Here is a 21,098-nt window from a genome sequence, read left to right as displayed (position 1 = left end):
AATGCACTCTGTGAGAGAAAGTGCAACGTCATGATGCGGGGGCTCAACAAGACCGCGGCGGCCATCCACCGGGCCGCGCTCGAGATGACCGACGAGTTCGGCTTCGACGGCTGGACCATGGAGCATCTCGCCGACCGCGTCGGTGTCTCGCGGCGTACGTTGTTCAACCACGTCCCTAGCAAGATGGACGCCGTCCTCGGCCCCGAGCAGGAGCCGGACCCGGAGCTGCTCGAGGCCTTCCTCGGCGGCGGCCCCACCGGCCATGTCGGCCGCGACCTCGGCGCACTGGTGCGTACGGTGCTCGACGCCGAGCCCATCGACCACGACGAGCTAGTCCTCGTCCGGCACATCCTCGCCACCGACAGGCAGGTACTCGATGCGGCACGCACTCGCTTCGAGCAGATAGCCGTTCACTTCTCGGAGGTCATCTCCGAGCGTGAGGGCGACCAGATGACTCCCGAGCTCGCGGGCGTCGTCCTGCATCTCGTGATCGTGGTCTTCAACGCCTCGCTCGACGCCTACCTCGCCAATCCTTCGGCCGGCACCGTCGCCGACCACTTCACCCGGATCTTCGACGACCTCGTCGATCTGTTCTGAACCACTGACCAGGGGGACCCCCGAAAATGGCCAAGCTGCTCTATCGACTCGGAAAGACCGCCTACCGGCGGTGGCCGGTCTTCGTCGCCGTCTGGATGATCGCCATCATCGGTATCGGCGCCGTGGCGACCACGATGTCCAAGCCCATGACCACCACCTTCACCATGCCCGGCCTCGAGTCGGTCGAGGCTGCCGAGGACCTGCCCGAGATCATGGGCACCGAGGGCGGTTCGGTGCTCGACGCCGCCTCCATCGAGGTCGTCGTCGCCGCTCCCGAGGGCGAAACGCTCACGACGCCTGAGAACCAGAAGGCCGTGGCCGAGCTCGCCCAGAACCTCGCCGCGCTCGATGACGTACCGGACCAGATCTCCTACATCTGGACCCCGGAACAGGCCGAGGCTGCCGCCCCTGGGTACGCCAAGGCGATGTCTGCCGAGAGCGGGCAGACGGTGACGACCCAGCAGGCGCAGCAGATGCTGCTCGGCCAGCTCCAGGCTCAGCCGACGCTGTCCGAGGACGGCCGGATCGGGCTGATCTCGACCGAGTTCGAGGACGTCGACGCGACCGAGGTGACGCCTGAGATGCAGAAGGAGGTCACCGACGTCATCGAGGATGCCAACAAGGACGGCCTCCAGGTCGAGGTACGCGGCCAGGGCATGCAGGTCCAGGAGATGGGCAGTGCGAGCTCCGAGCTGTTCGGCATCATCATCGCCCTGTTCATCCTGGTGATCACCTTCGGCTCCTTCGTGGCTGCCGGCCTCCCGATCATCACCGCAGGCGTCGGCGTCGCGATCGGAACGCTGGGCATCACCGCGCTGACCGCGTTCACCGATGTCTCCTCGACCACGCCGCTGCTCGCCACGATGATCGGCCTGGCGGTCGGGATCGACTACGCGCTGTTCATCCTGTCCCGCTATCGCAGCGAGCTCGACCACACCGACGATCGCGAGGAGGCCATCGGCGTCGCCGTCGGCACCGCCGGCTCGGCGGTCGTCTTCGCCGGCCTGACCGTCGTGATCGCGCTCGCCGCGCTCAGCGTCGTCGGGATCCCGTTCCTGACCGCCATGGGCCTGGGCGCCGCCGTCACCGTCGTCGTCGCGGTCCTGGTCGCGCTGACCCTGCTCCCGGCGATCCTCGGCCTGCTCAAGTCGAAGGCCTTCGGCCTCAACGTACGTCGCTACAACCCCAAGCGTGAGGCCAACGGTCGCATCCTCAACAACGGTGTCCGTTGGGCCCGGTTCATCGGCAAGGCGCCGATCCTCTGGGTGCTGATCGCGGTCATCGGTCTCGGGGCCCTGGCGATCCCGTTCAAGGACCTCCACCTCGGCATGCCGAGCGACAGCACCGCGCCCGAGGACAGCTCGCGCCGCCAGGCGGTCGAGCTGGTCGTCGACGGCTTCGGCCCCGGGCGCCTCGACCCGATGATGCTCGTCGTCGACGCGCGTGACATGTCCGGCGACACCGCGGCCAAGCAGCAGGCCTACGCCGACGTCGCCGACTGGGCCGCGGGCCTCGACGGCGTGGCCAAGGTGATCCCGCCTTCGGGGAACGACAACGGCGCGGTCATCCTGATCGAGCCGGAGACCGCCCCGGACGACGAGAAGACCGAGGACCTGCTCGCCGAGCTGCGTGACGGCGAGGCCGCCGTGGAGAAGGAGACCGGCACCGACCTCGCGGTCACCGGGACCTCGGCGATCATGTCCGACATCTCCGAGAAGCTCAACGACGCGCTGCTGCCCTACCTGGCGATCGTGATCGGCCTGGCGTTCATCCTGCTGATGCTCGTCTTCCGCTCGATCCTGGTGCCGCTGACCGCGACCCTCGGCTTCCTGCTCTCGGTCCTGGCGACCCTCGGTGCGACCGTGGCGATCTTCCAGGAGGGCGCCTTCGGCATCTTCGAGGGTCAGCCGATCGTCAGCTTCATCCCGATCTTCCTGATCGGGCTGGTGTTCGGGCTGGCGATGGACTACCAGGTCTTCCTGGTGACCCGGATCCGCGAGGCGCACGTCCACGGCGCCTCGTACAAGGAGGCTGTCGTCGACGGGTTCCGCAACTCGGCCCGGGTCGTCACGGCCGCCGCGCTGATCATGACCGCCGTCTTCTCGGGCTTCATCCTGTTGGACGACCCGATCATCAAGTCGATGGGCTTCGCGCTCTCGGCCGCGGTCATCTTCGACGCCTTCGTGGTCCGGATGCTCCTGATCCCCACCCTCATGTACCTCATGAAGGAGAAGGCCTGGTGGCTGCCGAAGTGGCTCGACCGGATCCTCCCGAACGTCGACGTCGAGGGCGAGAGCCTGGAGCGGCACTACCTCGCCGACCACTACGCCGAGAAGCCGCGTGAGCCGGAGCTCGTCAAGAGCTGACGGACTTCGTCTCGTGCCGCTGGCCTAGGACTCGACCGAGTCCGAGGCCAGCGGCACGAAGTCGACCTTCTCCCGTACGCCGCAGTCGGGGCAGCACCAGTCGTCGGGTACGTCGGCCCACGCAGTCCCGGCCGCGAAGCCCTCGGCCTCGTTGCCCTCCTCGACGCGGTAGGTGTAGCCGCAGCCGGGGCAGCGAGCGGCCAGCACCTCGGCCGCGATGACCTGGGCGACGGTGTCGTCGCCGGCCTCGGCCTGGTCAGCGGCGAGCGGCGGATACTTCGCCAGGATCCTGTCCCGCTTGCGCGGCAGGATGTTGGCCCGGGACATGTCGCCGTCGAAGTGCGCCAGCACTCGGGGGTCCATCACGCGGCGCCAGACCGGCGGCAGGATCGCGAGCAGGATCATCCCGGCATAGCCGGTCGGCAGCACCGGAGACTCCTTGTAGTCGCGCAGGGTCTGGTAGCGGCGTACGGGGTTGGCATGGTGGTCGCTGTGGCGCTGCAGGTGGTAGAGCAGCACGTTGGTGGCGATGTTGTTGGAGTTCCAGGAGTGGCTGGGGTCGACGCGCTCGTAGCGCCGGCCGACCTTCTGGCGCAGCATCCCGTAGTGCTCCATGTAGTTGATCACCTCGAGCAGCGAGAACCCCACGACGGCCTGGATCAGCAGGAACGGGATCACCACCGGCCCGAGCCACACGATCAGCCCACCCCAGAGCACCGCGGACATCAGCCAGGCGTTGAGTACGTCGTTGCCGATCCGGAACGGGTGCTGGTCGCGGCGGGCGTACCTCTTCTTCTCCAACCTCCACGCGCTCTTCAGCGACCCCGAGACCGTGCGCGGCCAGAAGGTGTAGAAGGACTCGCCGACCTTGGCCGAGGCCGGGTCCTCGGGGGTCGCGACGCGGACGTGGTGGCCGCGGTTGTGCTCGATGTAGAAGTGGCCGTAGAAGCTCTGCGCGAGCGCGACCTTGGAGAGCCAGCGCTCGACGTCCTCACGCTTGTGGCCGAGCTCGTGGGCGGTGTTGATGCCGATGCCGCCGATGCAGCCGACCGAGATCGCCAGCCCGACCCGGTCGATGATGCTCAGGGTGTGACCGTCGAGGGCGCCGTGGGCGGCGATGGCCATGCCGCCGATGAAGACGGCGTACTGCAGCGGGAGGTAGGAGTAGACGATCCAGCGGTAGTACCTGTCGTTCTCCAGCGCCTCGATCATGTCGTCCGGCGGGTTGGACTGGTCGAGCCCCGCGAACAGGTCGATCGCCGGGACGACGATCAGGATGATGATCGGTCCGGTCCACAGGAACGCGCCGACGTCGGTGAGGTGCCAGCCGCCGATCGCGATGAACCCGAGGAGTGGCACCACCAGGCCGAGCAACCAGAGATAGCGCTTCTTGTCGCGCCACTGTTCGGTCGATCCGTCGGGCACCGTGCTGTTGGCGATCTCCATCGTCGTCCCCCTTGACACCTGATTGACAAACAGGGCGTATCTGTCAAGTGTCGTACGTCACGTCCGGGGTTGTAAATAGGATGGGATCATGACGACGAGCCTGCCCTTCGGCATCGACTTCGGCGGCACGGGCATCAAGGGTGCCCCGATCGATCTCGCGACCGGCGAGTTCGCCGAGGAACGCGTACGCATCCCGACACCCGAACGCTCCACCCCCGACGCCATCGCCGAGATCTTCGTGGACCTGCTCTCCCAGTTCCCGGACTACGACGGGAAGGTCGGCGTGACCGTCCCCGGCGTCGTACGTCACGGGGTGGTCCACTCCGCCGCCAACATCGACAAGTCCTGGATCGGCGCCGACGCGGACGCGATCTTCACCGCGGCCACCGGGCGCGACGTCCACGTGGTCAACGACGCCGACGCCGCCGGCCTGGCCGAGGTCCGCTACGGCGCCGCGAAGGGTCGCCGCGGGCTGGTCATCATGACCACGCTCGGCACCGGCATCGGCTCGGCACTCCTCTACGACGGGGTGCTCGTGCCCAACTCCGAGCTCGGCCACCTCGAGCTCGACGGTCACGACGCCGAGACCCGCGCCTCCAACATCGCCCGCAAGCGCGAGGATCTCTCCTGGAAGCACTGGGCCAAGCGGCTGCAGAGGTACTACCAGCACCTGGAGATGCTCTTCTCGCCCGACCTATTCCTTGTCGGCGGAGGGGTCTCGAAGGAGGCGGCGGAATTCCTGCCGCTGCTCGAGCTGGACACCGAGATCATCCCGGCGAAACTGCTCAACACCGCGGGGGCCGTCGGGGCCGCGCTCTACGCCGAAGAGCTCGCCACCGACTGACTGCGGCGGACCGCCTGGTGGCGGACCGCCTGGTGGCCAGCCGACTGGCGGCGGAGGCGGAGCGGGTCGATCCCACGGAGCACCCGCGCGCTTCGTCTGCTTGACCTGGGCGAGGAACGCCTTGCGGTTCGACCGCCGCAGCCGGCGAGCCTCGCGTCGACGCCGCGCCCACGGGCTGCGAAGCACCCGGAACGCTGCGTACGCCCCGGCGACGAGCACGATCAGCGCGACGAGCCCGACGGCCAGCGCCCAGTCCGCGCGGGCGCGTACGCCGGCCGCGGTGGCCGAGGCGTCCTCGAGATAGCCGTTGTTCAGGTCGGCTCGCGCACTGGCCGCGCCCACGTCGAGGAACAGCACCAGCTCGCCGAGCTCGGTCAGCGGGTTCTGCATCCCCTCGACGTCGGCCGTCGCCTCACCGACCTCGGTGATCACCTCGGCGGTGCGGGGCAGCGTCGTGGCGAGCTCGCGATACCGGTCGTCCTCGTTGGCGCCCTCGTAGGCCTCCTTCGCCGCGGCCGGCACCGGCAGATCGGCCTTCTCGGCCGCCTCCTGGACCGCAGCGGCATCGGCGTTCGCCTCACCGATCAGGCCCACCACGCCGTCCACGTCCTCGAAGGTCCACTCGGCCATGACGTCGCGGAGTCCCAGCGGCGGCAGCCACTCGCCGTTGACGCGGTCGATCTCGGCGTACGTCTTGCGGGCCTTGGCCCTGGGCTCGAGCTGCTTGGACTCGTCTCGGGTGAGCACCCAGTTCTTCAGCGGCTTCTCCGGGGAGGCGTCGGTGTCGTACCTCTGCACGATGTCGAGGAAGAGGCGCCAGTCGACCGGACCGCTGGTGATCTCGTCATCGGCGGCGTCGTAACCGGTGCGGCCGTCGTAGACGTCGTCGACCACATGGGTCAGGTCCTCTTCGGAGAGATCCGCGAGCATGGCTGAGACGGCTGTGTAGGCGGCCGGATAGCCGTACGCATCCTTCTCCTGGCTCCAGCCCTCGGCATCCCAGGTCAGGAGGGGGAACGCGGCCTTGCTGCGACGCTTCACCTTGTCGTACTTCTGCCCCTTGGCACCGACCTTCTTCGTCGCGTGCTGGGCGACGACCTCGGTCAGGCCCTCGCTCAGCCAGCGGCCCTCGACGATGTCGGGGTTGATCCAGGCGTGGGTCATCTCGTGGTAGAGGATCGCCGTGTCCAGGTCCTCGGAGACGACGATCTCGTCGGCGTCGGAGTCGAACCAGGCGTAGCCGACCGCCTCCGCCGAACCGTCCTCACGAATCGTCTCCAGCCCACCGGGCCACTCGTTGCCGATCAGCTCCTCCAGCACCGGCATGCCCTCGGTGACCCGCTTCTCGGCGAAGTCGAGCCACTCCTTGTCCTTGGGAAAGCTCTGCAGCGACAGCTTCGTGTCGCCGACCTTGATCTTCTTCTCGTCGAAGGCCTTCGGGTCGCGAGCGGAGACGCCGGCGTCGACGAAGTCGCCCTCGGAGTGCCAGGTCGTCGTCTTGCCCTTGGTCCGCTTGGTGAAGTCGCCCGAGGATGCGGTGAACGTCATCGACTTCGGCAGCACGACGTCGACGGTCACCTGCCCGTCGTCACCGAGGCCGATCACGGGGAAGACGGCGTACCCCTCGCCGATCCGGGTGTGGTTCTTCTTCGCCCGGATCGGGGCGCCCTTCAGCTCGTACGTCCAGGTGATCGTGCGCGACTTGCCGTAGTAGAGGTTCGGGAAGGACACCGTCACCACCGCGAGACCGGTGCCCTTGATCTTCTCGGTGCTCACCGGCATCTTCGCGCCGTTGCTGGTCGCCTTGACCTTCGTCGCCCCTGCTGGGATCGGGATCGCGTGACCGGTCAGGAAGTAGTAGGTCGTGGCCGTGCTCGGCTGCTGGTTGGTGACCGTGACCTCGGCCTTCACCTTGACGGTCTTGGCCTTCTCATCGAGGACGTAGCGGGTGCGAGAGGACTCACCGACACCGTCGTTGGGCGCCGCAACGGCCGCCGGCGCCGTCGTCACCAGCCCAGCGCCCAGCATCCCCAGCACGAACAGACCTGCCGTCACGCGCCGGAGCCGACCTGCTCCCTGACCGTTCTCCACCCACGAACCTTAGACCGATGCCCCGTCGGGTACGTCCTTTTTAATGGCCTTCTGGGACGCACGCACGAGGCATCACGCCCAGGGCGTGCCCCATTTGTCGGCGAAGGCGATCTCCTCGAGCGGCCGCCGGACGCGCTCGCGCTCCTCGCGCTCGGCGTCGCGAGGATCGACCTCAGCGGGGTCGCCGTGGCGTCCGACCGCGATCCCGGTCATCACCTTCCACCAGTCCGGTACGCCGAAGGCCGCTGCCACGGCACCGTGGTCGAACCCGGCGAACTGGTGGGAGGAGAGGCCGAGGGAGGCGGCCTGGACGGTGAGATGAGCGGCCGCCTGACCGAGGTCGTAGTGGGAGTAGTCCGACCACTTCGGGCCGTTGCCGTCCGGGTCCACCCCGACCTGGGAGATCGCGACGAACACGGCCGATGCCCGCGGCACCCAGCCGGAGTTGCCGCGCGAGAGGTGGCTGACGAACGTTGCATGCCCGGCCGATCCTCGGGGCAGGACCAGGAACGACCACGGCTGGCTGTTGCCCGCGCTCGGCGCCCACCGGGCCGCCTCGAGGAGCAGCCTGATCTCGGCGTCGGCGAGCTCGTGGGCCGGGTCGAAGACGCTCACCGACCAGCGGTCACGCAGGTGCTCGGTCAGGTCCTCGGCGCCAGCCTGGGGCGCCCGCTTCGCGGCAGTCATACCCCTATTCTGCAATGTCTACCGACTTGGACGACAAACGTCTCAGGCGAGGTAGCGGCCGGGCCGGTGGTTGAAGGCCAGGATGATGTTGAGGACGACCGCGCCGAGAGCCGAGAGAAGGACGGTCGCGGGCGAGACGACGAAGAGCGCGAGCAGGATGACGCTGACGTCGAGGCCCATCTGGACGTACCCGGCCCGGAGGTTGAGCCGCTCCTGCAGGAGCAGGGCGAGCACGTTGAACCCGCCCAGCGAGGCGCCGTGGCGGAAGATCACCAGGAGGCCGAGGCCGACCAGCAGGTTTCCGGCCACGACGCCGTAGACGGTGTCGAGGCCGTCGAGCGGGAGCAGGTCGGCGTGGACCCGGGTCATCGCCGAGACCGCGATGACGCAGCCCAGCGACCGGAGGGTGAACCCGATGCCCTTCTTGGAGAGCGCGAGCCCGAAGAAGGGCAGGTTGACCAGGACGAACAGCACCTCGAACGGCAGCCCGGTCCAGTAGCTCACCAGCAGGCTCAGGCCGGCGGTGCCGCCGGTCACCGCGCCGACCGACTGGATCAGGTAGAGCCCCAGCGAAGTCACCACGATGCTGGTCACGTAGCCGAGCGCGTCCTCCAACAACGTATGGGGGACGCGGATCGACTCGAGGGAGTCTGCAAACGGCTCGGACACGACACTCATTCTGTGTGTCGTGCCCGAGCCGGGCAGAATTCACCAGGGCGAGACTTGCGTCACGTTTCCGCTGGTCAGGTGGTGTTTGTCGGTGTTTGTCCAGGTCAGGCAGGCACCCGAGCGAGGGCGCTGACGATCTCGTCGACCTTCGCTTTGGCGTCGCCGAAGAGCATCTGCGAGTTCTCCCGGAAGAAGAGCGGGTTCTGCACACCGGCATAGCCCGCGGCCATCGACCGCTTGAAGACGACCACGTTCTTGGCCTCCCAGACCCGAAGGACGGGCATGCCCGCGATCGGGCTGCTGGGGTCCTCGGCGGCGGCCGGGTTCACGGTGTCGTTGGCACCGATGACCAGGACGACGTCGGTCTCAGCCAGGTCGTCGTTGACCTCGTCCATCTCCAGGACGATGTCGTAGGGCACCTTGGCCTCGGCCAGCAGCACGTTCATGTGGCCCGGGAGACGGCCGGCGACCGGGTGGATACCGAAACGTACGTCCACGCCCTTGTCCCGCAGAATGCGGGTGAGCTCGGCGACCGGGTACTGCGCCTGGGCGACGGCCATGCCGTAGCCCGGGGTGATCACGACGGAGGAGGCGCCGGCGAGAAGCTCGGCGGTGTCCTCGGCGTTGATCTCGCGGTGCTCGCCGTAGTCGACGTCACCGGACGGCCCGGCCTCGATGCCGAACCCGCCGGCGATGACCGAGATGAACGAGCGGTTCATCGCCTTGCACATGATGTAGGAGAGGTACGCACCCGAGGAGCCGACCAGGGCACCGGTGACGATCAGCAGGTCGTTGCCCAGCAGGAAGCCCGAGGCGGCCGCGGCCCACCCGGAGTAGCTGTTGAGCATCGAGACCACGACCGGCATGTCACCGCCGCCGATGGAGGCGACCAGGTGCCAGCCGAGCGCCAGCGCCACGACGGTGACCGCGATCAGCAGCGGGAGCGTCGGGTTGATGACGTAGACGACCGTCAGGATCACGAAGACGACCAGGGCGCCGATGTTGATGACGTTCTTGCCCGGCAGCATCAGCGGGGCCGACTTCATCCGCGCGGAGAGCTTGAGGAACGCGACGATCGAGCCGGTGAAGGTGACCGCACCGATGAAGACACCGATGAAGACCTCGGCGGAATGGATGGCGCCACCCGATCCAGCAGCAGGGCTGTGGCCGGCGGCAGCCTCGAGGTGGCCGTTCCAGCCGATCAGGACGGCGGCCAGACCCACGAAGGAGTGCAGCAGCGCGATCAGCTCGGGCATGCCGGTCATCTCGACGACCTTGGCACGCCACAGGCCGATGACCGCACCGACCGCGACAGCGGCGACGAGGACGATCACCGCGGTGCTGGTGCCGCCGTCGACGACCTGGATGACGGTCGCGACCAGCGCCAGCGTCATGCCGGCGACGCCGTAGAGCCAGCCCTGCGAGGCGGTCTCGTGCTTGGAGAGCCCTGCCAGCGACAGGATGAAGAGGAGGGCGGCGACGAGGTAGGCCGCACCAGCGATCGAGAAGATATCCATGATCAGGCCTTCCGGAACATCGAGAGCATGCGGCGGGTCACGGCGAAGCCACCGAAGATGTTGATGCTCGCCAGCAGCGTGGCGATGCCCGCGAGCACGAGCACCACGTTGTCAGCGACCGTGAGCTGCAGCAGGGCGCCCACGACGACGATGCCGGAGATCGCGTTGGTCACCGACATCAGCGGGGTGTGCAGCGCGTGGTGCACGTGGCCGATGACGTAGAAGCCGATCACGATAGACAGCGTCAGCACGGTGAAGTGGCGGGTGATCTCGGCCGGAGCGACCGCGTTGAGCAGGAAGAGCGCGAGCGCACCGGTGCCGACCAGGGCGAGCTTGGCGGACGCGGAGAGCGGCTTCTTCTCCTCCTTCACGGCGACCTCGGCGGTGGCGGCCACGGCCGGAGCCGCGGAGACCTGGACCGGCGGGGGCGGCCAGAGCACGCCACCGTCGTGCACGACGGTCAGACCACGCTGGACCTGGTCCTCGAGATCGAGGGCGAGTACGCCGTCCTTCTCAGGTGTCACCAGCTTCATCAGGTTCACCAGGTTGGTGCCGTAGAGCTGGCTGGACTGCGCGGGAAGACGCGCGGGGAGGTCGGTGTAGCCGATGATCGTGACGCCGTTGGGCGTGGTGACGACCTCGTCCTTCACGGTGCCCTCGACGTTTCCGCCCATCGCGGCCGCCATGTCGACGATGACCGAGCCGGCCTTCATGCTCGCCACGTCGGCCGCCGTGATCAGCTTCGGCGCCGGGCGGCCCGGGATCAGCGCGGTCGTCACGATGATGTCGACGTCCTCGGCCTGCTCGGAGTAGATCTCCGCGGCGCGCTGGTCGTAGGCCTCCGAGGTCGCCTTCGCGTAGCCGTCGGTCGACTTCTCGACCTCGACCTCCACCTTCAGGTATTCACCGCCGAGCGACTTGACCTGGTCGGCGACCTCCGGACGGGGGTCGGTGGCGCGCACGATCGCGCCCAGCGAGCTCGCGGCACCGATGGCGGCCAGACCGGCCACGCCGGCACCGGCCACGAGCACCTTCGCCGGCGGCACCTTGCCCGCCGCGGTCACCTGGCCGGTGAAGAAGCGGCCGAAGTGGTGGGCCGCCTCGACCACGGCGCGGTAGCCCGCGATGTTGGCCTGGCTGGAGAGGATGTCCATCGACTGCGCACGCGAGATACGCGGCACCGCGTCCATCGCGAAGGCGTCGACCTTGCGGGCGGCCAGGGCGTCGAGCAGCTCGGCGCTCTGCGCCGGCGCCAGCGGGGCGACCAGGGTGGCGCCGCTCTTCAGCAGCTCGACCTCGCCGACCGAGGGGGCGTTGATCCGGAAGACCAGATCGGCACCCCACGCGTCGGCGGCCGTGCCGATGCGGGCGCCGGCCTCGGCGTACGCCTCGTCCTTGAAGCTGGACGCCTCTCCGGCTCCACCCTCGATGACGACGTCATAGCCCAGACCGGTCAGTTGTTTGACGGTCGCGGGGGTGGCCGCTACCCGGGTCTCCCCGGGCTTCGTCTCTCGGGTCACTCCGATGAGCATCCTCGACTCCTTGGGTCTAGCTGCGCAGTGTCTTCAGTCTCCAGCATGGTGGGATCCCGGTCAGCCGATCAGCGCGTGACCGATTAATGACCGGCGGGGGTCCGGAACCCCACCGTGCTGGTTACTGGCCGGTAACGGTAGGGCAGATCAGCAGGTGGACACCAGGTTTGTCCGGTTGTATCGGTCCAATACCTGTGGTCTTCCTCACGTCCTCACAGCTCGCTGTCGAGCTGCCCCATGAACTGGGTGGGGTAGCGGTCGCCGCGGGCTGCACCTACGGGCACGGCGGCGTCGATACGGGCGAGATCGGCGTCGTCGAGGGTGACCTCGTTCGCACCTGCCATCGACTCGACCTGGCTGACCCGGCGGGAGCCGATGACGGGGACGATGTGCTCGCCGCGGGCCGCGACCCAGGCGATCGCGAGCTGCGCCAGGGTGATTCCCTTGGCCTCGGCGATCTCCTCCAGGGTGATGAGCAGCGCGCGGTTGTGGTCGAGGTTGTCGCCCTGGAAGCGCGGCATGTGGGCGAGCGAGCCGCCGAGGGCGCCGCTGCCTCCGATCAGGCCGCGGCCGAGGACGCTGTACGCGGTGATGCCGATGCCCAGCTCGCGGCAGGTGTCGAGGATGCCGTTGGTCTCGATCCCCCGGCTGAGCAGGGAGTACTCGATCTGCAGGTCGCTGATCGGGGCCACCGCGGCGGCGCGGCGGATCGTGTCGGCGCTGACCTCGCTCAGCCCGATGTGGCGTACGTATCCGGCCTCCACCAGCTCCTGGATCGCGCCCACGGTCTCCTCGATCGGAACCTGCGGGTCGAGCCGGGCGGGGCGGTAGATGTCGATGTGGTCGGTACCGAGCCGCTGGAGGGAGTAGGTCAGGGAGGACCTGACCGCCTCGGGGCGGCCGTCGAAGCCGGCCGGCATCCCGACCGGGGTGAGCAGTGCGCCGAACTTCACCGAGAGCACCACGTCGTCGCGGTCGCGATCGCGCAGAGCCCGGGCGATCAGCATCTCGTTGTGGCCTGCGCCGTAGAAGTCGCCGGTGTCGATCAGGGTGCCGCCGGCGTCGACGTAGGCGTGGATGACGCGTACACCCTCCTCGTCGTCGACCGCGCCGTAGACGCCGGAAAGGCTCATCCCGCCCAGGGCGGGGGAGGTGACCGTGGGACCGTTCTTGCCGAGCTGTCGGCTGCTGAACTTGATGTTGTGGGTCGTCATGACGTCCAGCGTGCGGCGCTCGATGGGCCCTCGGGAGGCACGGCACATCCAGGGACGAGCCGTCCCTGGATAACCGGGCACCGCCGACGGAGGATGAGGAGCGTGACCGACCGCCGTGAGCTCGCCGACTTCCTTCGCCGTCGCCGGGAGCTGCTCCGGCCCTCCGATGTCGGCCTCCCGGACGGGTTGCGGCGGCGTACGCCTGGACTTCGGCGGGAGGAGGTCGCCTCGCTCGCCGGGGTCTCGACCGACCACTACACGCGGCTGGAGCAAGCGCGTGGGTCGGCACCGTCGGAGTCGGTGCTCTCCGCGATCGCGCGGGCGCTGCAGTGCGATCTCGACGAGCGCGACCACCTCTTCTACCTCGCCGGGATGACGCCGCCTGCGCGACGGGCGGGCCATTACGTACGTCCGGGCCTGATCGCCCTCGCCCGGCGGCTGACCGACATCCCCGTCGTGATCTACACCGACATCGGCGAGATCGCCTGGCTCAACCCGCTCGCCACCGCGCTGCTGCCGCCGCTGCCCGACGGTCCCGGCAGGCACCGCAACATGATGTGGCGCTGGTTCATCGAGCCCGACCGCCGGCCGGCGCCGCGGGAGGACTGGGACCGGATGTCGGCAAGTCATGTGATGGATCTGCGGGCGACGTACGCCCGGCGGGCAGGTGACTCCGACATCACCTCGCTGGTGCACGACCTCCTCGCGGCGAGCGAGGAGTTCCGCGGGCTGTGGGAGCGCCACCAGGTCGGCGTGCGGCGTGCCGACCTGAAGACGTTCATCCATCCGGAGGTCGGCACGGTCGCCGTACGCTGCGAGGTCCTGCTCACCGAGGAGGCCGATGTGAAGCTGCTCGCCTACTTCCCGGCCGAGGGCACCGATGCCGCGGAGAAGCTCGAGCTGCTCCGCGTCATCGGCACCCAGCGGCTCACGAGCGCGGACTCATCACCCACCTGAGGGCGATGAAGCGGATCAGCGTGGCGGCGGCGTTGGCGGCCACGAGCACGACGATCTCGAACGCTCGCGCGGGTGTCGGCGCGGCCAGGTGGAGGAGCGCGAGCGATCCGGAGGTCAGGGTCAGCCCGACTCCGAAGGCGGCCAGTCCGGCGACGTGATGCTTCACCGCGCCCTGCCGCGCGGTGATCCCGAAGGTCAGCCGGCGGTTGGCCGCGGTGTTGGCGACCGCGGTCACCAGAAGCGCGATCAGATTCGCCGCCTGCGCTCCGACGACGGTGCGGAGGAGGACGTAGAGGAGCAGGTACGCCAGTGTGCTCAACACCCCGATGGCGCCGAACCGGATCACCTGAGCCGCCAGGCTCGGGCTGCGGACGGGCCCGGGAGGACGTACGCCGCTGAGGTCGATCCGGCCGCTGACCAGGCCGAACAGCAGACGGCGGATCCCGTCGAGGTCCTCCTTGACCGTCTTGGTGATGTCCACGCGCGAGTCGGGGTCGTCGACCCAGTCCACCGGCACCTCGTGCACGCGCAGCCCGGCCTCGGAGGCGAGGACGAGGAGCTCGGTATCGAAGAACCAGCTGTCGTCCTCGATCAGTGGGAGCAGCTTCTCGGCGACGTCGCGGCGGATCGCCTTGAAGCCGCACTGGGCGTCGGTGAACTCCGCGGACAGGATCCCGCGCAGCAGCAGGTTGTAGCCCTTGGACAGGAAGTCGCGTTTCGGGCCACGCTCGATCCGGCTGCCGCGGGCCAGGCGGGACCCGATCGCGACGTCGGAATGGCCCGAGAGGAGCGGGGCGAGCAGGGGTGGCAGCGCCCGCAGGTCGGTGGAGAGGTCGACATCCATGTAGCCGACCACCTCGGCCCTCGAGGTGGACCAGGCCGCCTTGAGCGCGCGTCCGCGGCCCTTCTCCTCGAGGTGGATCGCGCGGACCCGGGTGATCTCGGTCGCGAGCCGTTCCGCGATCTGCCAGGTGCCGTCGGTGCTGGCGTTGTCGGCGATCGTGATCGTCGTGGAGTAGGGCAGGGTGCGCAGGTAGCCGTCGAGGTGGCGTACGGACTCCTCCAGGCCGTTCTCCTCGTTGTGGACTGGGATCACCAGGTCGATCGTCGTCAGCAGTCGCTTCTCGTCGACGACCCGGAGGCCGCTCGAGAGTGTCGTGTCCGCGGTCATTCGGCCCCCTCGGTCAGGTCGTAGACCGTCGAGCTGCCGATCGTGGTCTCGGTGAAGTTCTCCGTCACCCAGGCGCTGATCTCGGAGGCGCTGGAGGTCTCGTCGCTGTTGTCTCCTCTGGCGCCCATCCCGCCCATCCCACCCATCCCGCCGCCGGCGATGAAGTAGTGGATCTCGCCGTTGGCGACGTACTCCTGGAACCGCTCGAGCGTGATGCTGTTCGAGGTGCCGTTGAAGCCGCCGATCGCCATCACGGCCTCGCCGGTCTCGAGCTGGAGGCCGGCCGCGGTCTGGGAGCCGATCGTCGCGGCCACCCAGGTGTAGTGGCCGGCGTTGGTGCTCACCGCCTCGGCGAGCTCCTCGTCGACCGTGCCGCCGCCCATCATTCCGCCGCCGCGCATCCCGCCGGGATTGCCGCCGGGCATCTGCTGGGGCTGGCCAGTCGGTGGGGTCCCGTTCTGAGTCGGAGCACCGGGGCCACCGGCGGCACCACCTGGGCGACCACCGCGCATCCCGCCCATGCCGCCGCCCTCGTACGGCCCGGCCGTCACGATCGAGCCGGTGTGGGCGGTGCCGATCGTCTGGATCGCGTACGCCGCGGGCCCGAGGCCCACGGTCACAGCTGCCGTCGCGAGGACCGCCGCCGCGGCGCGGCGGGTGAGCCTGTCCGCGAAGACGAACGCGGCGGCGACCCCGAGACCGATGATCAGGACAGGCCAGCGCAGCGCGTCGTACGGCTGCTCGCCCGACTGTCCGAGGAGCACCCAGCCCCACACGGCGCTGCCGGCCATCGCGACGGCGAGGGTGATCCGGGCGAAGAGGTTGTCGCGGTCGCGCCACGTGATCACAGCGCCGACGACAGCCGTGATCGCGATCCACGGAGCCAGCGCGACCACGTAGTAGTCGTGGTAGATGCCCTCCATGAAGGAGAAGACCACCCCGGTGACGAGCATCGAGGCGCCACTGAGCATCAGTGCGGCGCGGGTCAGGTCGGTGCGTGGCGCCTTGCGCAGCGCGACGAGCCCGGTGACGAGGAGGAGCAGCGCCGCGGGGAGCAGCCAGGAGACCATGCCGCCGGAGACGCCCTGGAAGAGGCGCAGGATCCCGGCCGCGCTGGAGAAGCCGGCGTTGCCGAGGCCGCCGTAGTCGCCACCGTTGAGCCGGCCGACGCCGTTGTAGCCGAGCGTCAGCTCGAGGAGCGAGTTGCTGGTCGAGCCGTCGATGTAGGGACGCCACGACTCCGGGATGAGCTCGACGATCGCGATGTACCAGCCCGCGCTCACGACCATGGCGACGAAGCAGGCGATGCCGTGGGTCATCCTCCTGCCGAACGAGCCCTTGCCCGCGATCAGGTAGACCACCGCGATCGCCGGGATGATCAGGAACGCCTGCAGCATCTTGGTCAGGAACCCGAAGCCGAGCAGCGCTCCGGCCAACACCATCCACCTGCCCTTGCCCGTCTCGATCGCCTTCAGCGTCGAGAACCCGGCACCGATCAGCAGCAGGAGCAGCAGCGCGTCCGGGTTGTTGAACCGGAACATCAGCGCCGCCGCCGGGGTCAGCGCGGTCAACGCCCCCGCCGCGATCCCCGCCTGCCACGGCGCGACCTTCTTCACCATGGCGAAGACGAGCCCGACCGTCCCGACCCCCATCAGCGCCTGCGGAACCAGGATGCTCCACGAGGACAGCCCGAAGAGGCGTACGGACAGGCCCATCACCCACAGCGAAGCCGGCGGCTTGTCGACCGTGATCGAGCTGCTCGCGTCGAGCGCCCCGAAGAACCACGCCTTCCAGCTCACGCCGCCGGCTTGTGCGGCGGCGGAGTAGTACTGATTGGCGTATCCGGACTCCGAGAGCGTCCAGAGGTACGCCGCTGCTGTCAGGGTCAGCAAGATGGCGAGCGTCGCGCGCTCGGGGGTTGGGCGCCAGCTTCTTGTCTTCGTCGGCGAAATTGCCGTTGGTGGGTCGAGGAGTTGGGTCATGGCGACCACGCTTCGGGGTGGGGCTGTGGTGGTCGTTTTGGGCGGCTGTGAGGGGGCTATGGGCTGTGATTCTTCGTGGTTGATGTGGGCCGCCGACCCTTTCTTGGAGGGTCTTCTCGATCCGGACCGGCGTCAAGGACGCCCTTCGGGCGCCGGCTTCGCCGGCCGCTTCGCGGTCCTGGACTCCGGACCAGATCGAGAAAAGACTGGCTGGCTATCGGGGCGGCGGCCCGGGTGTGGCGCAGCGGAATCTTACTTGGGACGGGTGACGTTGATGAGGCGGAAGGGTGGCCCTTCGGGCCACTTACCATCCACAGATGCGAGGTCGTTCGCTCACCGCGAAAATTGGGTTTGACCTGGGAAAATAGATGGCCAGAGGGTAGCGGAGGGCGTAGAATCAGACCCATCACGACACACCTCTGAAGGGCAGGATGGCGATGAGTCTCGGCCGCGACATCGACCACTGGGGCACCAACCCCGGCGACGCGATCGACGCTGCCCTGACTGCCATCGAGACCGCCATTCAAGAGTTGCTGGCCACCGACCCGGCCTACTGGCGCACCGGCCAGAAGAAGGACCTGTTGGAGCGGTTGGAGAAGCTCCAGGCCCAACAAGCCGCGTTGAAGTTGAGGGTGCTGGCGTCTGCCGGCGATATCGCCGAAGAGACCGGCGCCAAGGACGTCTCCGCATGGATGCGTGCCGAACTACTCGTCGACAAAGGCATCGCCCGGTCGCAGATCAAACTCGCGACCAGTGTCGCGAAGTACGACCTCGTCGCCGCCGGCTTGGCTGAGGGGGTCGTGTCCCAGGACAAGGCCCGGGTGATCGCCCGGGCACTCGACAAGATCGAGACCAACCCGGTCGCCAGTGCCGAGGATCTGATCCTGGCCGAGAAGCTGCTGGTCGACTACGCCACCCGCATGACCGCGAGCGAGTTGCGGATCGTCGGCAAGCGGATCCTGCGCGAGGTCGATCCGGTCCGGTTCGAGGACGCTGAGGCCAAAGCACTGCTGGCTCAGGAGGAGCGTGCCCAGCAGAAGACCGCGCTACGGGTGTGGGACAACCACGACGGCACCATCGGGTTCGACGGCGTCCTGCCGACCTCGATCGGGATGAGGTTCAAGCGGCTCGTCGAGGCATACGCCCAGCCCCGCAAACAACAGCTCGTCGCCAAGGGTGCGCCGCTGCCGCCGTGGGAGCGGTTGATGGGTCAGGGTTTCGCCCGCCTCCTGGAGACCATCGACCCCGCCGCCCTGCCCCGCCACGGTGGCGACGCGACCACCATCAATGTGGTGATCAGCCTCGAGGAGCTCCGCAAAGACCTCGGCATCGCCATCCTGGGCTACGACGAGACCAACGGCGCCACCATCTCAGCGGCCGAGGCCCGGCGGATGGCCTGCAACGCCACCATCATCCCCTGGGTCCTCGGCGGCGACAGCGAGGTCCTCGACGCCGGCCGGGGCAGCCGGTTCTTCCAGCCGATTCAACGCAGAGCACTCCGGCTCCAGCAGAAGTGCTGCCAAGCCGAAGGCTGTGACATGCCGCCCGAATGGTGCGACGCCCACCACCTCGAACCGTGGGCTGCCGGCGGGAAGACCAACCTGAAGGACGGGGCGTTGTTGTGCCCGCATCATCACCGTCTGGCGCACAACCCGGCGTACGTTCATGAGCGACTACCCGACGGCACCATCCGATTCACCCGCCGCCCCTAACCGGCCGGGTGAGGAAATCCACTCCACCAGGACCTGCCCGCCAGGCCTGACGATTCCAATCGTCGATCGTTCTCAGCTCTCGCTGAAGCCGTCCGTCCCGGCGCCCAAATGAGCGTGCCGGCCAACTCTCGACTCCACACACGCCGTTTCCCCACTGACAGAGACACTTCCCCACTCCCGTGGGGGTTCCCCACGCTCCGGAGGATGGGGAACCTCCGCGCACATGGGGAACTCTCCGGATCAGTGGGGAACTCGTGACCCTGCCACCACCGAGCTCGACCCGGCCAAAGCGACGGCTCGCTTGTGAACGGTTCACAAGGTCCCGCCCACTGCCGTAGGCACCGACGAGGCACCGGGCCGCCCGCGCACGAACAGCCACGGATCCCAAGCCCGTACCCAACTGAATCCGCTGCGCCACACCCTCGCCGCCGACCCGATACAGGCCAAATCTTTCTCGATCGGGCGCCGGGTCAAGGATCGCCGGAGGCGACCGGCGAAGCCGGCGGCCGAAGGCCGTCCTTGACGCGGTGCCTGATCGAGAAACAATCGAACCAAGGGTCGGCGGCGAACGCCGAAACGAAACCACGGCTCCTTCAGCGCGCCCTCCCGAGACCAACCCAGGACTCGACAAGGCTCGACCCACCGAAGCCAGCACCCGAAGAAGCACGCCCCGACACGCCGTACGTGTCCGAGATCACGTTCCCAGACACACCCAAAACAAGAACGCGTTCTAGGATTGAGCGTGAAACCCACGCACGACCGCGTAACCACCTGGTGGAACGGATTCGGAGGGTTACACGACCCCCTTTAGGCTTGCCTTAGTACATCCACGGAAGGTTGAACTCCCTTATGCGTGACATCCGCGTTGCGATCGTCGGTGCCGGCCCGGCCGGCATCTACGCTGCCGACATCCTCACGAAGGAGCACCCTGGTGCGCGCGTCGACGTCATCGAGCGTCTGCCTGCTCCCTATGGCCTGGTTCGCTACGGCGTGGCTCCTGACCACCCGCGAATCAAGGAGATCATCAAGGCGCTCAAGCGCGTCCTGAACCAGGACAGCATCCGCTTCATCGGCAACGTCGACTTCGGCACCGACCTCAAGCTCGACGACCTGCACCGGTTCTACGACGCCGTCATCTTCGCCACCGGCGCGATGGCCGACCGTGAGCTCGACATCCCGGGGATCGACCTGCCGCAGTCCTTCGGCGCGGCCGACTTCGTCAGCTGGTACGCCGGCCACCCCGACGTCTCCCGCGAGTGGCCCCTCGACGCCGAGGAGGTCGCCGTCCTGGGCGCCGGTAACGTCGCGCTCGACGTCGCCCGCATGCTGGCCAAGCCCGCCGACGAGCAGCTGGTCACCGAGATCTCTGACAACGTCTACCAGGGTCTGAAGAAGAACCCGGCCAAGACGGTCCACGTCTACGCCCGCCGCGGCCCGGCGCACATCAAGTTCAGCCCGATGGAGCTGCGCGAGCTCTCCCACTCCCCCTCGGTCGACGTCGTCGTCGAGGAGGAGGGCTTCGAGATCGACGAAGCCGGCGAGAAGGCGATCCAGAGCCACAAGGCGACCAAGCTGGTGGCCGACATCCTCCTGAAGTACATGGAGGCGCCCGCCGGCGACAAGCCTCACAAGATCGTCATCCACATGATGCAGAACCCCGTCGAGATCCTCGGCGAGGACGGTCAGGTGGTCGCGCTGCGCAGCGAGAAGACCGAATACAACGGCGACGGCACCGTCACCGGCACCGGCGAGTTCACCGACACCCCGGTCCAGGCCGTCTACCGCGCCGTCGGCTACCTCTCCGAGGCGCTCCCCGACGTGCCCTTCGACAGCGAGAACGGCGTCATCCCCAACGCCGGCGGCCGGGTCCTCGACCTCAACGGCGAGCACCTCGGCGGGACGTACGTCACCGGGTGGGTCAAGCGCGGACCGGTCGGCCTCATCGGCCACACCAAGTCCGACGCCAAGGAGACCATCGACAACCTCCTCCACGACCTCGACAAGCTCAAGCCCGCCGAGCACGGCTCGCCGGCGGCGGTCCTCGAGCACCTGTCCGGCAAGGGCGTCGAGTTCACCACCATCGAGGGCTGGGAGCGGCTCGACAACCACGAGCGCTCGCTCGGCGAGGCCCAGGGCCGCGAGCGGATCAAGGTCGTCCCGCGCGACGAGATGATCCAGATCTCCAACCACTGCCACTGACACACGCCGTACACAGAGGGCCGGCCACCACGAGGTCCTGGGAGAGCTTCAGAGCGAGCGCGTGCTCACGACCACCGGTGCCGACGACGAGGATCTTCACGTGGCCACCTTATG

15 protein-coding genes are annotated in these 21,098 nt (G+C 68.2%); 6 read left to right on the top strand and 9 right to left on the bottom strand.

Going from position 1 to position 21,098, the window contains the following annotated elements; genetic code table 11:
* The first annotated feature begins 30 nt into the window (after nt 1-30).
* Together AB0F44_RS11210 and AB0F44_RS11205 are read left to right on the top strand one after the other, a co-directional pair.
* Nucleotides 31-597, top strand: coding sequence for a TetR family transcriptional regulator (locus tag AB0F44_RS11210; RefSeq protein WP_357355364.1), 567 nt, complete (start codon nt 31-33; stop codon nt 595-597).
* Nucleotides 598-623: 26 nt separating this feature from the next.
* A complete protein-coding gene (locus AB0F44_RS11205; protein ID WP_357355362.1) occupies nt 624-2,963 on the top strand; it encodes an MMPL family transporter in 2,340 nt (779 codons plus the stop codon).
* A 24-nt stretch (nt 2,964-2,987) separates the two neighbouring features.
* Here AB0F44_RS11205 and AB0F44_RS11200 read toward each other — a convergent pair whose 3' ends face one another.
* A complete protein-coding gene (locus tag AB0F44_RS11200; protein ID WP_357355360.1) occupies nt 2,988-4,409 on the bottom strand; it encodes a fatty acid desaturase in 1,422 nt (473 codons plus the stop codon).
* A gap of 88 nt (nt 4,410-4,497) precedes the next feature.
* On the opposite strand from AB0F44_RS11200, the gene ppgK reads away from it, so the two are divergent.
* Nucleotides 4,498-5,253: a polyphosphate--glucose phosphotransferase gene (gene ppgK / locus AB0F44_RS11195; RefSeq protein ID WP_357355358.1), complete on the top strand. Its 756-nt coding sequence runs from the start codon at nt 4,498-4,500 to the stop codon at nt 5,251-5,253.
* 2,163 nt (nt 5,254-7,416) lie between these two features.
* On the opposite strand, the gene AB0F44_RS11190 is transcribed toward ppgK, so the two are convergent.
* The 5 genes from AB0F44_RS11190 to AB0F44_RS11170 all read right to left on the bottom strand — a co-directional run bounded on the left by AB0F44_RS11190 (nt 7,417) and on the right by AB0F44_RS11170 (nt 12,963).
* Nucleotides 7,417-8,031, bottom strand: a complete 615-nt coding sequence (locus AB0F44_RS11190) for a nitroreductase family protein (protein WP_357355356.1) — start codon at nt 8,029-8,031, stop codon at nt 7,417-7,419.
* Nucleotides 8,032-8,073: 42 nt separating this feature from the next.
* The gene (locus tag AB0F44_RS11185) at nt 8,074-8,709 is read right to left on the bottom strand and encodes a YitT family protein (protein WP_357355354.1); all 636 of its coding nucleotides are present in this window, start codon (nt 8,707-8,709) and stop codon (nt 8,074-8,076) included.
* A gap of 95 nt (nt 8,710-8,804) precedes the next feature.
* On the bottom strand, nt 8,805-10,217 hold the full coding sequence (gene pntB, locus AB0F44_RS11180) for a Re/Si-specific NAD(P)(+) transhydrogenase subunit beta (protein WP_357355352.1): 1,413 nt from the start codon (nt 10,215-10,217) through the stop codon (nt 8,805-8,807).
* Between the two features lie 2 nt (nt 10,218-10,219).
* Entirely contained in the window at nt 10,220-11,749 is a 1,530-nt protein-coding gene (locus AB0F44_RS11175) for a Re/Si-specific NAD(P)(+) transhydrogenase subunit alpha (RefSeq protein ID WP_357355350.1), read from the bottom strand.
* A 212-nt stretch (nt 11,750-11,961) separates the two neighbouring features.
* Complete coding sequence (locus AB0F44_RS11170; RefSeq protein ID WP_357355348.1) at nt 11,962-12,963, bottom strand: aldo/keto reductase; 1,002 nt, start codon at nt 12,961-12,963, stop codon at nt 11,962-11,964.
* 102 nt (nt 12,964-13,065) lie between these two features.
* Between AB0F44_RS11170 and AB0F44_RS11165 the strand changes: the two genes are divergently transcribed.
* Nucleotides 13,066-13,920, top strand: a complete 855-nt coding sequence (locus tag AB0F44_RS11165) for a helix-turn-helix transcriptional regulator (protein WP_357355346.1) — start codon at nt 13,066-13,068, stop codon at nt 13,918-13,920.
* Here the strand turns inward: AB0F44_RS11165 and AB0F44_RS11160 are convergent.
* Both AB0F44_RS11160 and AB0F44_RS11155 read right to left on the bottom strand, forming a co-directional pair.
* Entirely contained in the window at nt 13,892-15,091 is a 1,200-nt protein-coding gene (locus AB0F44_RS11160) for a glycosyltransferase (RefSeq protein WP_357355344.1), read from the bottom strand. The genes AB0F44_RS11165 and AB0F44_RS11160 overlap by 29 nt on opposite strands.
* On the bottom strand, nt 15,088-16,983 hold the full coding sequence (locus AB0F44_RS11155) for a glycosyltransferase family 39 protein (RefSeq protein WP_357355342.1): 1,896 nt from the start codon (nt 16,981-16,983) through the stop codon (nt 15,088-15,090). The genes AB0F44_RS11160 and AB0F44_RS11155 overlap by 4 nt, the downstream gene beginning before the upstream one ends.
* 527 nt (nt 16,984-17,510) lie before the next feature.
* Here AB0F44_RS11155 and AB0F44_RS11150 point away from each other — a divergent pair.
* Entirely contained in the window at nt 17,511-18,785 is a 1,275-nt protein-coding gene (locus tag AB0F44_RS11150) for a DUF222 domain-containing protein (protein ID WP_357355340.1), read from the top strand.
* A gap of 849 nt (nt 18,786-19,634) precedes the next feature.
* Nucleotides 19,635-20,984: an FAD-dependent oxidoreductase gene (locus AB0F44_RS11145; protein WP_357355338.1), complete on the top strand. Its 1,350-nt coding sequence runs from the start codon at nt 19,635-19,637 to the stop codon at nt 20,982-20,984.
* Here AB0F44_RS11145 and AB0F44_RS11140 read toward each other — a convergent pair.
* Nucleotides 20,932-21,084: a hypothetical protein gene (locus tag AB0F44_RS11140; protein WP_357355336.1), complete on the bottom strand. Its 153-nt coding sequence runs from the start codon at nt 21,082-21,084 to the stop codon at nt 20,932-20,934. The two genes, AB0F44_RS11145 and AB0F44_RS11140, sit on opposite strands and share 53 nt — an antisense overlap.
* Nucleotides 21,085-21,098 lie beyond the last annotated feature (14 nt).

Source organism: Nocardioides sp. NPDC023903, from assembly GCF_040639295.1.
Taxonomy (GTDB): Bacteria; Actinomycetota; Actinomycetes; order Propionibacteriales; family Nocardioidaceae; genus Nocardioides.
Note: the sequence above shows the minus strand (reverse complement) of the source record. Positions and strands in the feature narration are given on the sequence as shown.